At 47.2% G+C, this 13,369-nt stretch carries 13 protein-coding genes; 3 read left to right on the plus strand and 10 right to left on the minus strand.

Annotated features, from left to right (window positions below):
- The first annotated feature begins 107 nt into the window (after nucleotides 1-107).
- Nucleotides 108-1,013, plus strand: coding sequence for a LysR family transcriptional regulator (locus I3248_RS09715; RefSeq protein ID WP_238063479.1), 906 nt, complete (start codon nucleotides 108-110; stop codon nucleotides 1,011-1,013).
- A 177-nt stretch (nucleotides 1,014-1,190) separates the two neighbouring features.
- On the opposite strand, the gene I3248_RS09720 is transcribed toward I3248_RS09715, so the two are convergent.
- The 5 genes from I3248_RS09720 to I3248_RS09740 all read right to left on the minus strand — a co-directional run bounded on the left by I3248_RS09720 (nucleotide 1,191) and on the right by I3248_RS09740 (nucleotide 7,082).
- Complete coding sequence (locus I3248_RS09720) at nucleotides 1,191-1,826, minus strand: hypothetical protein (RefSeq protein WP_238063481.1); 636 nt, start codon at nucleotides 1,824-1,826, stop codon at nucleotides 1,191-1,193.
- On the minus strand, nucleotides 1,802-2,380 hold the full coding sequence (locus I3248_RS09725; protein WP_238063482.1) for a sigma 54-interacting transcriptional regulator: 579 nt from the start codon (nucleotides 2,378-2,380) through the stop codon (nucleotides 1,802-1,804). Before I3248_RS09725 ends, I3248_RS09720 begins: the two co-directional genes overlap by 25 nt.
- Nucleotides 2,317-2,658 carry a hypothetical protein gene (locus tag I3248_RS09730; protein ID WP_238063483.1) on the minus strand — a complete coding sequence of 114 codons (342 nt, stop codon included), beginning with the start codon at nucleotides 2,656-2,658 and terminating at the stop codon, nucleotides 2,317-2,319. Before I3248_RS09730 ends, I3248_RS09725 begins: the two co-directional genes overlap by 64 nt.
- A gap of 72 nt (nucleotides 2,659-2,730) precedes the next feature.
- A complete protein-coding gene (locus I3248_RS09735) occupies nucleotides 2,731-4,743 on the minus strand; it encodes a hemagglutinin repeat-containing protein (protein WP_238063485.1) in 2,013 nt (670 codons plus the stop codon).
- Between the two features lie 137 nt (nucleotides 4,744-4,880).
- Entirely contained in the window at nucleotides 4,881-7,082 is a 2,202-nt protein-coding gene (locus I3248_RS09740) for a PhoX family phosphatase (protein WP_238063487.1), read from the minus strand.
- A gap of 171 nt (nucleotides 7,083-7,253) precedes the next feature.
- On the opposite strand from I3248_RS09740, the gene I3248_RS09745 reads away from it, so the two are divergent.
- Nucleotides 7,254-8,150: a 3-hydroxyacyl-CoA dehydrogenase gene (locus tag I3248_RS09745; protein WP_238063490.1), complete on the plus strand. Its 897-nt coding sequence runs from the start codon at nucleotides 7,254-7,256 to the stop codon at nucleotides 8,148-8,150.
- Between the two features lie 413 nt (nucleotides 8,151-8,563).
- On the opposite strand, the gene I3248_RS09750 is transcribed toward I3248_RS09745, so the two are convergent.
- The 3 genes from I3248_RS09750 to I3248_RS09760 form a co-directional block, all read right to left on the minus strand.
- Nucleotides 8,564-8,965, minus strand: coding sequence for a biopolymer transporter ExbD (locus tag I3248_RS09750; RefSeq protein ID WP_025645859.1), 402 nt, complete (start codon nucleotides 8,963-8,965; stop codon nucleotides 8,564-8,566).
- A 75-nt stretch (nucleotides 8,966-9,040) separates the two neighbouring features.
- Nucleotides 9,041-9,694 carry a MotA/TolQ/ExbB proton channel family protein gene (locus I3248_RS09755; protein WP_238063492.1) on the minus strand — a complete coding sequence of 218 codons (654 nt, stop codon included), beginning with the start codon at nucleotides 9,692-9,694 and terminating at the stop codon, nucleotides 9,041-9,043.
- 102 nt (nucleotides 9,695-9,796) lie between these two features.
- Nucleotides 9,797-10,816, minus strand: coding sequence for an energy transducer TonB (locus I3248_RS09760; RefSeq protein WP_238063494.1), 1,020 nt, complete (start codon nucleotides 10,814-10,816; stop codon nucleotides 9,797-9,799).
- A gap of 461 nt (nucleotides 10,817-11,277) precedes the next feature.
- Here I3248_RS09760 and modA point away from each other — a divergent pair, with 461 nt between their 5' ends.
- Nucleotides 11,278-12,093 (plus strand): molybdate ABC transporter substrate-binding protein, encoded by an 816-nt coding sequence (gene modA / locus I3248_RS09765; protein WP_201601435.1) that lies wholly within the window; start codon nucleotides 11,278-11,280, stop codon nucleotides 12,091-12,093.
- Nucleotides 12,094-12,126: 33 nt separating this feature from the next.
- Here modA and I3248_RS09770 read toward each other — a convergent pair whose 3' ends face one another.
- Together I3248_RS09770 and I3248_RS09775 are read right to left on the minus strand one after the other, a co-directional pair.
- Complete coding sequence (locus I3248_RS09770; RefSeq protein ID WP_025645868.1) at nucleotides 12,127-12,606, minus strand: hemerythrin domain-containing protein; 480 nt, start codon at nucleotides 12,604-12,606, stop codon at nucleotides 12,127-12,129.
- Nucleotides 12,607-12,706: 100 nt separating this feature from the next.
- Complete coding sequence (locus tag I3248_RS09775; RefSeq protein WP_238063496.1) at nucleotides 12,707-13,213, minus strand: alpha/beta hydrolase; 507 nt, start codon at nucleotides 13,211-13,213, stop codon at nucleotides 12,707-12,709.
- Nucleotides 13,214-13,369: the final 156 nt, after the last annotated feature.

Consider the following 13,369-nt stretch of genomic DNA (forward strand, 5'->3'; position numbering starts at 1 on the left):
CTCTAATTCTACGCTTTACAAGTGCAAAGATAAACGGCATGATCAGACAAGGTTATTTTCCTTTTTTGCTATAATACGAAATATATTACCCTGATTAGAGAATCGGTATGATTAAAGCTGATGACATGGTTTTGTTTGTTTTGGTGGTCGATGAAGGCTCTTTTTCCAAAGTTGCTGACAAACTGGCGCTGACCAATTCTGTAGTGAGCAAACGTATCGCGCGCCTAGAAGCCAACTTAAATGCACAATTGCTCTACCGAACCACCCGAAAACTCAGCTTGACCGATGCCGGCCGAACGCTGTATCACAAAGCCAAATTGGCTCAGCTTGCCATTCAAGAAGCGGAAAATACTGTCATAGGCTATGGCGAAAACATGAAAGGCCATATCCGCGTCACCGCCCCTGTGGTCTCTTCTGACTTACTACTCAGCACGGCTATCGCTGAATTTTGTAAAAAATATCCTGAGATAACCGTAGAGCTATACATCACCAACCGTTTGATTGATTTGGTCGAAGATGGCTTTGATTTGGCCATCCGAACGGCGGAGCTTGAAGACTCCTCCTTGATTGTCAAACGCCTGATAGACAGTCAATGGGTGATTTGCGCCACCCAAAATTACCTCAACAAATATGGTACGCCGCAAACCCCCGCCCAACTGCAAAATCATGATTGCCTCATCTATAAATTTGATAACACCAGTAGCGACTTGTGGCCGTTATATGAGGATGGTGCTGAGCTGCTGCTGCCCGTCAGTGGCCGCTTCCATAGCAATCATTTAAGCGCGATCAAACATGCTGCGCTGAGTGATTTGGGCATTGCTTTTTTGCCGCAAGCACTAGTGTATAAAGCCTTTCAGCGCCAGAATTTAACCCAAATTTTGCAAGATTTTACCCGCAAGCGTATGGGGATGTTTGCGGTGTATCCCAAATCAAAACAGCCCGATCAAAAGCTCAAATTATTGGTTGCTTATTTGCAAGACGCGCTAAAAGACAAAGAAGCCTACTACTGCTAAAGCACTAGTTTTATAAGCGGCCTCACACCCAACTGTTTTATCAGACATAAAAAAGCCACCTGTTTGGGTGGCTGATTTAATATTTTTCTGTGACATTCTAGATAGCGATACGACCAAATACGTCATCGTTTTTTGAAATGAAATTAGCAGCGTTTTTCATGTACTTTTATAGGCTTATTATCTATATTGACCTACTGACTGATTAAAGCCATTATCCAATCCATCAAACTTCAGCTCATCAAACCTCAGCCCAAACTTTAGCAAATACTTACGCAGTCGGTCGCTGTCATTATTGCTTTTCAGTTTATTTCTGGAGTTTGCATACAGATAGCGCCCTGCCGCCGCTTGGCTGCTGTGCTGATAGCAGACCTCAATCACATACGCGAGCTGCACCGCGTCAAAGGGGTCGAGCGCGTCTTTGTCGTCGCTGGATAGATGACGACTCAGCACCGTATCCGCGTGCGCTTGCTGCTCGGTTAGGCTGGGCGCGTACGCCCTATCCGTTTGATACTGCGCGCTATTGGGCAATGCCCACAAATGCTTAAGGCGGGTGATTTCTGCCTTAACATCGGGCATACGAATCATTTTGCCTTCGTACAATGTCGTTAAGCGCGTCATGCTGGCGCTTAAATCACGAAAGTTGCCCTGCCATGTCGCCGCGTGACTCATGGCAAAGGCTTCAAAGTACGCCCGCGCCTCAGGCTCAAAGCGGTACTGGTACTGCTGCTCACTGCCAAGACGCGCCAGCTCGTAATCAATATTGGCGGGCAAGTCCTCGATACGGTCTTTTAGCGATGGTAAAAAAACGTCCACGTGTTCAGCCGTGCAAACAAATCCGCGCGAAACGTGCCATCGGCGACCGCTTGGCGCAAGTCCTTATTCGTTCCCGCCATCAGCTGAAACGAAACGTTAATCGGAGTATCACTCCCTAATGGATAAAAGCGCTGCGCCTCAAGCGCGGTCAAGAGCATCGCCTGCTCATCGAGCCCCAGCTCACCGATTTCATCCAAAAACAGCAAACCGCCATCCGCCGATTTAAGCAACCCCTCTCGGCTGGACGCGGCACCCGTAAACTCGCCTTTGACATGACCGAACAGCACGCTCATGGCAGTATCACCGCGCAAGGTGGCGCAGTTGACTTCCACAAATGCCCCCAGTGCGTATTTGCTTTGTGCGGCATTGTTGGCTTTGGCTTTTTTGAGCGCATAGATTTGCTGTGCCAGCTGCGACTTGCCTACCCCTGTCGCGCCCAATAGCAAAATCGGGGCGGTCGAGCGCGTGGCGACCTTTTCTACATCGGCAATCAGCTGCTCATAAGCGGCATTTTGGGTGACCAAATTGGCTTGTAGAGTTGTTCGATAACCCAATATTCACCTTTTTCAGGATGCAGCTGTCTATTATTCGCATCGATACTAGTCGCAGTCACTGTACTCGATGTATCTAATCCAGCAGCAGCACCTGTACCTAATAGCGTCAAACTGATGACACCACTTGCCGTGCCATTAGCAATATCTGCATTCATACCTTTATCAGTCAGCGCTTTAGCTAGCTTAGCTTGCACATCATTTAGTGTAGGCGCAGCAGCCGCAACGCCGCCTGTAGTTAGAACGCCTTCAATACTTCCTGTACCAAGTCCACCTAGCACTAGAGCATGGGTAGCAACTCGATATTTACCGCCTTCTTTCCAATTGTGGTAATCTGTTTCATTTTCCTTAAGTTATTGTTCCGCAAGTCGTAATTGGTCACTAATATAAACTATTTTTTTAGGGTCTTTGGCCGCCTCCAAATCTTCTCTAAGCATATTAACGGCTTTCTGAGCAGTTTCGTAAGCCTCCATCTTTTTCTCTGCAAACTTGGCCACCGCCTTCGGCGCTTCTTTACCAAACTCCTGCGTAATCTGCGTCTGCGCCCCAAGCTCCTCATTGACCTTCTCTGCATCAAAGCTATTCTCAAGAATGCCTGCATACTCGGCGCGGTTGTCCGTCGTAATGTCTTTATTACCCGCAATACCCGTAATACCAGCGCGCGTGACACTACTGTCACTGTCGCTATCACTGCCGTAGCCCAGACCGTTTAGATTCGCTTGCGGTTTTCCTGTTGTGTCACCGAGACTGAGTCCTGCTTGGATGGCATTACCGTCATAGCTTGTGGTGTTCTTGATGTCTTGCGTGGTAATGCCACCAAGACTCTCATAGTTGTTAAGCCCTGCGTCACGAGCGGCTTCAGTGGTGGTAATCGCTCCGCCTATGAGCGTGGTTTTACCGCCAGCATCGCCTGTGAAGATGCCTGACTGCTCACCGACTGCTTGGTAGTCAGCATTAAGGTTCGTCTTGCCACCATTGACCGATAGGCTAGAGCCTGCGCCACCACCTGCGATGTCGATATCAGCACTAAAGCCCATGTTCTTTTGTTTGCTATCGTAGGTAGCGGTGTCTTGTAGCGACTCTATGTTGACATCACCACCGATAGCGCCTTGGACACGATTTGTGTTAATAACGCCGCCTTCGATGTTGACGTCGTTGCCGATATCAAAGGTGGTGGTGCCACCAACATTGATTTGGGTGTTGGCATAGGCGGTGCTATCACTGTTGGCATAGCCTTTAGCACGGCTGGCACTGGCAGTGATACCTGCACTAGTGTTTTGACCAAAGCTGGCATAACCCCCAATGGCGGTACTTGAGCTTTTATTATTACTACGGGTATTACTGTTTTGCGCGACACCATTGACGTTAAAGTTATTGTTCGCTTGGAATAAGGCATCATTGCTGACGGTTAGATTACTGCCATTAATGTTGATATTACTATCAGCACCTGCCCCTGTGGCGATCAGGGTAAGGTTGTTGGTGTCGATGTTTGAGCCTTGATTAGCCTCGGTGTAGCTTGAGCTGTTCGATTGACTCTTTTGACTACCGATGGTGGCTTGGATGCGGGTATTGCCCACACCTTTTAAATTGCCACCTTGTAGCGCAGCTAGAGCGTCTGACCCCTGCTCAGCGAGTGCTTTTGTCTTAAGAACAGCGGCGACGCCAGCCATAGTTTTCATGCGGGTGCTTTGGGTATTACCACCCGCGTCAATGAGGCTATTAATACTTTTTGCACTGTCTACCAGACTGTTTGAGACCGCGACGGTGAGACCGCTTTGCTTAAACTTTTGCTCGCTTTTAGTGGTAGTGACATTCATATTATTGTCAATATTAATGTCTTGCGCGCGTACTACTGCATTACCATGGTTGGCATCTTTGATATCTTTACCAGTGTCAGCACCCATTCCGGCGACGATGTTGCTGCCCGTCTGTGGATAGGTGTGCCCCGCGTCAATAATGACGTTTCCATCGATAGCACCAACATTACTGCCTGTGTGAGTAAGTGCCGTTTTGGCATTGCTATCATCAGTTTGCTGCTTACCGATAGTGAAGCCCATGCCACCACTAGCGCCAAACAGTCCTGATTTTTTGGTTTGACTAAACGAGCTTTCACTAGAGGTATTCTCAGCGGCTAGAATGTTGACGTCACCACCAGCGCTCAGCTGGGTGTCACGATCACTGATAGCGTTGACGGCTGTGAAGTTGATGTCTTGTCCTGCTTGGACGATGACTTTATCGCCTTCGATATTGCTGCTGATGGCTTGGTCGCTTTGCATATCATAGCGATCTTGAGTGGTGGTTTTACTTAAGAAACCCTTATCAGTGGTTTTCACCGCAGTGAACTGAACCCCATAAGTTGAACACAACTTATGGGGTTCAGTTCACGCTTGCGGTTTTAGCTAACATCACTATCCGTATTTGTAATCACCGTGCCGCCGCTTTACCATCGCAGCCGTTCACTATTTCAGCCATTTCACTATCGTAGCCGAGTCATCCAAGCGCTCTAAGTAAATGATTCTGCCAATATGACATCGCCATCTTCGCGAGTAATCATCACGGTGGCCGAGCGCGGCGTACTACCTCCAGCCACCGCGCCCCATGTGTTGCCAGGATGCTGAATGTTGATAAATAACGTTTTAAAATCTGGCGTCATGGTGATGCCTGTCACCTCACAGCCTTCAGGACCGACAAAGAAGCGTTTGATATTGTCATCACTAGCAGTCATTCCGACGCGGGTTTGCTGGCCTGCAGATGTGGTGATCAGCGTGCCATCGCTGACCTGACCAGGCAACGCGGCCAATAGCATACAACTGCTGGTATCGGTATACGCGCCATCATCGGTCTGAATCCATAATACCCCGCGCGGATCAAAGTACAGGCCATCAGGCGATGACAAGTCATTGTTTTTGTTTAATTGCGATAAGTTCTCTGCCGTAAGCTCACTGGGCGCGGCAAACAAGTATATATCCCACTCAAAGCGAATCGCCGCATGGTCACCGCCTGCTTCGGCCCAGCGAATGATATGACCATTATCATTTCCGCGGGATTTGCCGCGCGCTTCGTAGCTGCGTGGGTTGGCTGCTGAGAGAGGCTGATCCCCACGCTCGCCGCGATATTTGTTGTTGGTCAAGGTCACATACACCTCGCCTGTCATGGGGCTCACCGACACCCACTCTGGTCGATCCATCTTGGTCGCACCCAAGGCATCGGCGGCAGCGCGCGCAAAGACCAACACCTCATCTTGCCCAGCAAAGGGCAGCTCAGCATTGCTCGCATCAAGTCCATTTTGTTCATGGACCAGTGGCCGCCACTCGCCGCGACCATCTTCGTGAAACACCGCCACATACAGCGTGCCTTCATTTAGGTATTTGTCGCCAGCTTTGAGGCCGCCGCCGATATCTGCATTGGACCATCGCGCCTTTGAGACAAACTTATAAATATACTCGCCGCGCGCATCATCCCCCATATAAAACACCACAGGTTTACCTGACTCGACGGGCGCATACGCACAGTTTTCGTGTGCAAAACGACCGAGTGCCGTGCGTTTTTGCGGTGCTGAGTGCCGATCAAAAGGATCGATTTCGGTGATGTAGCCAAAGGTATTAAAGCCATTGCGATAATCCTCAGTAGCATCAGCGCCTGTCGCGGTCATATCCCAGCGGACAAACTCATCAGCTATGATTTCATCTTTGGCATAAGGCGTATGCCACAGATACTCCCAGCCAGAGAAGTTTTCGCTGGCCCCATAGCGCTCACGCCCGTAGTTATGACCTGCGCTTAGCTGCTCGGCGTCTTGACCACGCGCAAATACGCCCAAGAAATTTTCTTCTGTCGTCAGATAGGTACCCCACGGCGACAGTCCTGCGCCACAGTTGTTGTTGATGCCGCGCGTCTGCAACCCTGTTGGATCAAACTTTGTCTTGACCAAATCAGAGCCTGCCACAGGACCCGTCAGCTGGGCGGGCGTACTGCTGGTGATACGGCGATTGTATTTTGAATCCTTGACCATCTCATAACCCATCCCATCGGCACGGCGAGTCATCTCAACGACAGCGACCCCGTGGCAGTTAACCTCGCGGCGCACATCACTGGCCAGACGACGGTTTTGATAAATGGGTGCCGCATTGTTATCCGAGATGACATGATAACCAAATGGGCTAAGCTCGCTGCTATTGACATACTCATGGTTCATGACCAGCAGGCCGTTTTTAGAGGCTTTGGCATCGTAGGTATTGCCTTTTTTGCCAAAAAACCACATGCCATCATGGTTGTCGCCCATACGCCACTCAAACGACTCAGCGGACTGCTCACGGTTGTCCTTCCAGTCGGCGATACCAGACATCAGCGGTGTCCCTAGTGGCAATATCATCTCTGCCTGATAGCCTTCCGCCACACTCATGGTATCGGCTGTCGAATGCGCCACTGCAGTGAATTTTAGGGTGTCGGGACGTTTGAGATTTCCTTGTGCTGGGATGGCGGCTTGGTCATCGTCGCTGGGCAGGCGAGATGGGCTGTCGTCATCGTCGTCACTACAGCCAACCAAAGGCAGCGCCCCAAAAAACGCTGCCGCCGCCAGCCCTGTACCGCCTTTTAAGATATGGCGACGATGCATACGGCGATTGATGATGGTTTTAAATTCGGTATTATTGCTCGTGTTTGAGTCTTCTACGGCTTCATGAGCGAGCGGTTTGTTCAATAACGTCATGTTCAGTCACCTTGCTATTTGGCTAGAGTGGCGTAAAGGGTAGGTTGCGGCTTTATCAAATCCACCACAACGATATAAGTTACGCTCAAGTCTACCGAGCATTTATGACAGTACGTTGACAATAGCCACATAATAACTCTAAAATCATAGTCATTATTTCAGGGAGTCATCATGACGTATAAGAATGTAACTGTCGCAGGAAGCGGCGTCCTAGGCTATCAAATCGCCTTTCAAGCTGCATATCATGGTTTTAATGTCATCGTTTATGACATCAGTGATGAGGTGCTAGAGCAAGCTAAGTCAAAGTTTAATTGGATGTGTAAGGCCTTCAGAAAGGATTTAAGAGCGACGCAAGAGCAGTTAGATACTACGTTTGATAATCTTAGCTACACCTCAGATTTGGCAGAAGCAGTCAAAGACGCTGACTTAATGATTGAAGCCATTCCTGAGATTCCAGAGATTAAAGTCGAATTTTATGAAAAACTGGCCAATCTGGCTCCAGAAAAAACAGTATTTGCGACCAATACCTCAACCTTACTGCCGAGCCAATTTGCTGAATCAACAGGACGGCCTGCTCAGTTCCTAGCGCTACATTTTGCCAATAAGATCTGGATGCATAACGTCGCTGAAATCATGGGGCATCCTAGAACCGATCCGAAAGTATTTGATGAGGTAGTCGCGTTTGCGACAAATATCGGTATGGTGCCAATGCCGCTGTATAAAGAGCAACCCGGCTATATTATGAATAGCTTATTAGCGCCGTTTATAGACGCAGGTTTGCAACTACTAGCCAAAGAAGTGGCTGATCCGCATACCATTGATAAGACATGGATGATAGTGACCGGTGCGCCTGTCGGACCGTTTGGTATCTTAGATACCATAGGGATCAACACCGCTTATAACATCACTAAGATGTCTGCTGAGCGGACTCAAAGCCCTGTGAGGTTTAAGGCGGTTAAGTATCTAAAAGAGCAACTGATTGATCAAAATAAACTAGGCGCGGCAACTGGCGAAGGGTTTTATAGCTATCCAAATCCTGCTTATATGAATCCTGACTTTTTAAAATAGTAGACCGCTTCTTACGCTGGATGTTTGCCCAGTTGAGCGCTGACTAGGCAAACACTTCCTAAAAGATATTGTAGAGCTATTAAATACAATCGAAATTAGACTTAGTGTTGTGGTTGAGGACTGAAGTCAGAATCAAGACAGCTCTAAGCTCATTTTAGGGCCAAACGGCTCATAGTGAACACTATCTACGCTGTGATCAAGCATCATAAGACCATCGACCATACTCTCCATAAATTGCGTATGAATAAAAAACGAGTATCTTTATAAGATTCATTTGTAAAACGTCAATGCCAATGACTATTGCAATCACTATAAAAAAGAAAACCCTACTAGCTATGTCACTAGTAGGGTGTGGAGTAAAGTACTTGCCAGCTTTATTGTTATTATTATTTTTTATTATAGTCTAAAATGAGCTACTCATTAACGAACGCAATCTTCGTTAGGCCCGCGGTACTGGCAGCGGCTAGTACTTGCGCGACATTGTCATAGCGGCTGTCCTTATCGGCGCGTAGCTGAATAGAAGGGTTATCGCCGCTTACTCCTTGCTGCTGTAAGCGCGACTCAAGCTCTTCCATACTAATCGCCTTATCATCCCAAAACAGGCCTGCATCTTTATCAATACTGATTTGAATGGGATCGGCTGGCGGCTCATTGATCTCAGCACTGGTTTGCGGCAGATTCAGCGGTACGGTTGGATTAAGTACCGTCGCCGTCAGTAAGAAGATAATCATCAATACCAGCATGACATCGATGAGCGGAATAAGGTTCATCTCATTCATACCTTGTGTGTCGTCATCACCTAATTGAAAAGCCATAGTTGTCTCTTATTCTCAGTTGTCTCTTATTCTCAGTTGTCTTCTTCTCAGATCTACTTATCCTCAGTGCTTGTACTAATGCTGATATTGAGGCTGTGTTTGTTTGTTAGAAGTCGTTGCAGCAACTCGTTCACTAGTCACAGCTCTTGGAGTAGACTCTGTCTTTGGTAGCGCATCGCGCGTAGACTGCGCTAGGAGGTCATGGGCGCGATCATTAGCATGATGCATAACTTTGCGGTTGATACGGATAGCTAGGTTATAAAACACCACTGCAGGTATCGCTACGGCAATACCAAGACCGGTCATAATCAAAGCCTCCCCTACTGGCCCTGCAACTTGCGCAAGTCCCGCCTGCCCGGTAGTACCAATGTTATGCAAGGCATGAAAGATCCCCCACACCGTACCAAACAGCCCAATAAACGGGGCAACGGCCGCCGTCGTGCCCAAGATTGGCAATCCGCGCTCACTGGCAAAGCGATAACGACCAATATGTTTGAGCAGCGTCTGCTCAGTGACGAGGCGCTGATCTTTACTATCGGATGCCGCTAGTTCAGCACGGCTTGCCTGAATCTGCTGCGTTAAGTCGTCAGCAACCGTCGCTGCTAATTTGCGGCTTTGAATAACACGGATGATACCTGTCACCCAAGAGAATATCGACAATGCTAACAGCAAGAAAAACAGAGTTCTTGTCACCATATCGCTGTATTGCCAGTAGATTGCAAAGTCCATTGTAGACTCCTTATTTTTGGTTGCCCAAACTAAATAGTGGTTAGTATTTATCAGCTCTTAACTGTGATGAAAGCGCTTTTTTAGGGAATACGACGATAGCCCCTAAGATCTAACAGCAATAGACAAATTCACAATACCGGTAACCGGTACGCCATTTTGTATAAATGGGTTTAATTTACTACGTCCAAGTCGACGTTTGGCATCTCGAATTATCCGGCGGTCATTTGAACCCGTAACTGTGATATTGCTGATATTACCTTGCTTGTCGACTCTAAACCTTAGGTTTAAGGTGAGTGCCTCATGAGTTAAACCCTCAAAATTAGGCTCTCTCGCCCATGATGCATCACTACCGCTAAAACTTACGGGCTCACTATTTGCCGCTGCAGCTTCAGCTTTTGCTTGAGCCGCTTCCTGCGCTGCACGTGCACGTTCTGCAGCGGCTTCCCTAGCCTTTTCCGCTTGCGCTAAACGCTCATTTTCAGCTTGCTGTCTAGCCAATGCTTGTTGTCTGGCTATTTCTTGCTGTTTTGCCAATTCTTGTGCGTTTATTCGTTCTTGTTCTTGCTTTCTGGCGTTTTCTTGGGCTTGTCGCTCTGCTTGTTTTTGCGCGTTTATTATCGCCTGCTGCTGTTTTTCTGCTAGCGCTTGCTCAGCTGCTTTTTTGGCTTGTACTTCTTGCTGGGTTTGCTGCGTCTTAACTGGTGGTTTAGGTTCAGGTTTAGGCTTAGGCTTTATGTCGGGTTTGGTTTTAGGCTCAGGCTTAGCTTTAGGTTTTGGTTCAACTTTAGGCTCAGGTTTAACCTGCGGTTCAGGTTTAACCTGCGGTTCAGGTTTAGGTTGTGGCGCTACAGTAGCTACCGGCTTAGGCTTAGGCTTAGGCTTAGGCTTTGACTCAATGACTGGTTCCGGTGTTGGCTGAACTTCTATAACTTCAGGCTTTTTGATAATCGGTGTAATCATTTCGATTTCTAAGGGCGACACCTCGTTAGGCTCAGCGATAGTCACATCTGGTGTTTTGACATTCGCAAGTGCCCAACCTGTGATAGCGTGCAGCGCGATGACAGCGATAAATGTCCCGGTATAAAGGGTTGGAAAACTTTTTTTATTCGTTCTTTCAGTCATAACGATCTATCAAATAGTATTTGAGTGATTCATCTTATACGTTATAAGTCATTTGAGACTTATAGATATTGATGACATTAAGATGAGAGTTTTGCGAGCAATCAGTGCAACACAGGCCATCGGGCTGCTACGTCAGCAGCGCCTTTTAATATCATATTTATATGTTCAGTTATAAATGCAACGTCACTAAAGCTGTATTATAAATGATAATAATTATTATTACCATAATCAATTCGGTGTTAATTTGGTGTTATGGCAAATTCACTAAAAAATAAATCTAGTGCTACTAATAGTCCTACTAAGGTGACTAATATAGCAAGCCATGACTCTCAATATAAATCGACGACACTTAACAATAGCTAATGAGCGAGCGTACTTATCTTTACACGGTGAAATAGCGTTTTCAAAACTGACGGCTCTTAGGTACACTGACGGTTGGACAATTAAAAATTAGAGTGGTAATGAAAGCAATAATAATAACCGTAAGCTGTCTAGCAGTTACGCTGACAGCGTGCGCTAAAGACAGTGTTACAGAGAATACTGAATCGTCTCAAACGCTACGTATCGCTGCTGCTGCCAACTTATCGGACGTCTTGCCGAAAGTCGTCGAAGGCTATAAAACCGATAATAATCAACCGAACCAAGAAATTGAGATCACTTACGCCTCATCAGGTAAGCTATATGCGCAAATCACCTCAGGCGCGCCATACGATTTATTTTTATCTGCGAATCAGGCGTTTCCGGCCAAGCTTGCGACAGAAACACTAGCGACTGATCAGGCGAACAGTCAAAAAGACGCTCAGCCCTTCACTTATACTCAAGGCCAACTGGCGCTGTATAGCGTTATTCATCCGCTAAGCGAGATTAAACCAGCGGCTTTAAATGCATTATTGATGGCGAAATCTACTAAGGTGACTATTGCTAACCCGCAGCTCGCGCCTTATGGTAATTCCGCTAAAGCTTATCTACAAGCCCAAAATAGTTATGAGACTATGAAGACTCAAAAACGTCTTATACAAGCTGAAAACATCGGCCAAGCTTTTCAATATACGCATACCGGCAGTGTCGATTATGGCTTTGTTGCGCTGGCACAGCTGCTAGCTATCAAAGCAAAGCCTACGCAGTTTCATACCTTAGCACCGAATTCTTATCCGTCGATATTACAAGACGGTATAGTGCTCAGTGAGCGACCTAGCGCTGCTGGATTTTCAGAGTATCTACGCTCTGAGGCTGGGCAACAGTACTTTGCTGATGCCGGCTATCTACCGGTTCAGTAATTAATCTTGCTATCGACTAAGCCAGCAATATTTTTAACGATTTTCATCTGCTCTTTTGACATTATCAGGACTGGCGGCATAAATCGTATCTAACTCTGCTGTTGTCAGGTAGCGCTCGGCAATAGGAAACAAGTCACGCTCTTCAAAACGAATATGGTCGTATAACAAAGTGGCGAGCGCTTTGACTTGGGCGGCGCTGATAGGATGGCTTTGAGAGTTTGCAGAGTCTTGGGCTTGGCTCACGAGAGCCTGCAGAGACTTATGTTGCTCATTGAGCGTGGTAAGCGCGGAAGCGACTTCGGGTTTACTAATACTATAAGGCAATAGCGCCGTCGCGATCAGATGATCTTCAATCGCAAAGTGACTTTGCAAATCATCAATATATGAAGTGAGCTTGTGCCAGTGCTTACTGATATCTTCAGGATTATCAGAGCACTCTTTGGCATGGCGAGAGATGTTGAGACCTAAATGATGTTGGCGAGATAAAGGCTGTAGTTGCGCGGCGCGTTTCATAGTGAGTCCTTGTCGTGACGTCTTTTTAATAGCCAACCCTCATTGATTGATATTATCTCTGAGTGCTACTATCTCTTAGTGCTACTATCTCTTAGTGCTACTAACTCTGATTGAGACTATCTCTAAACTGCAGATAAGCTGTCGTCACCGCCTCAGCATCTTCAAGCTGCGGATAATGACCCAACTGTGTCAGCTCAGTGACATTGACATCATTAGCATTACTGGCATTAGATATTAATTGCCGATAGCGCTGAGCCATGTGCTGGCCTGAGATAGGGTCTTTGCTACCGTTAATAAGCTTGACCGGAACATTACTTTCGATAATGGCTTCAACCCACCTCTCACGGTGCTGCTGACGCTGCGGTATATAGTCAATGAGCTTATGCATCACCGCAAGACCGTTATTATGATTGAGCAGCTGCCATAAGCTATCGACAACCTCAGGAGTCGGCGGCGTATTGGGTCCAAAGATGCGCCGTAGATTGTCTGCAAATTTGCGTTTAGTGATAAGCTTGGAGACGAATGGCCCTAAAGGCGAGAGTAGTAGTTTTTGGATTAACACCGGCTTATGGGTTTCTGGGAACAGACCACCATTTAATAAACACACACTAGCGATACGCTGTTTTGCGCTACCCTCACGCTGTCTGGCGAGCAGCTCTTGCGCTACTGTATCGCCATAGTCGTGAGCTAATATGTGATAGTCCGTGATATTAGGGCGTGTTGAACATTCGACCTTGGCACTGACAGAGACTATTTTTTAGGC

It is taken from the genome of Psychrobacter sp. Ps3, from assembly GCF_022129275.1.
Lineage (GTDB): Bacteria > Pseudomonadota > Gammaproteobacteria > Pseudomonadales > Moraxellaceae > Psychrobacter > Psychrobacter submarinus.

Bases quoted from the DNA above. Each gene is read 5' to 3' on its own strand.
- I3248_RS09715 (WP_238063479.1), top strand. From the start codon at position 108: ATGATTAAAGCTGATGACATGGTTTTGTTTGTTTTGGTGGTCGATGAA.
- I3248_RS09740 (WP_238063487.1), bottom strand. From the start codon at position 7,082: ATGACGTTATTGAACAAACCGCTCGCTCATGAAGCCGTAGAAGACTCA.
- I3248_RS09745 (WP_238063490.1), top strand. From the start codon at position 7,254: ATGACGTATAAGAATGTAACTGTCGCAGGAAGCGGCGTCCTAGGCTAT.
- I3248_RS09750 (WP_025645859.1), bottom strand. From the start codon at position 8,965: ATGGCTTTTCAATTAGGTGATGACGACACACAAGGTATGAATGAGATG.
- I3248_RS09755 (WP_238063492.1), bottom strand. From the start codon at position 9,694: ATGGACTTTGCAATCTACTGGCAATACAGCGATATGGTGACAAGAACT.
- I3248_RS09760 (WP_238063494.1), bottom strand. From the start codon at position 10,816: ATGACTGAAAGAACGAATAAAAAAAGTTTTCCAACCCTTTATACCGGG.
- modA (WP_201601435.1), top strand. From the start codon at position 11,278: ATGAAAGCAATAATAATAACCGTAAGCTGTCTAGCAGTTACGCTGACA.
- I3248_RS09770 (WP_025645868.1), bottom strand. From the start codon at position 12,606: ATGAAACGCGCCGCGCAACTACAGCCTTTATCTCGCCAACATCATTTA.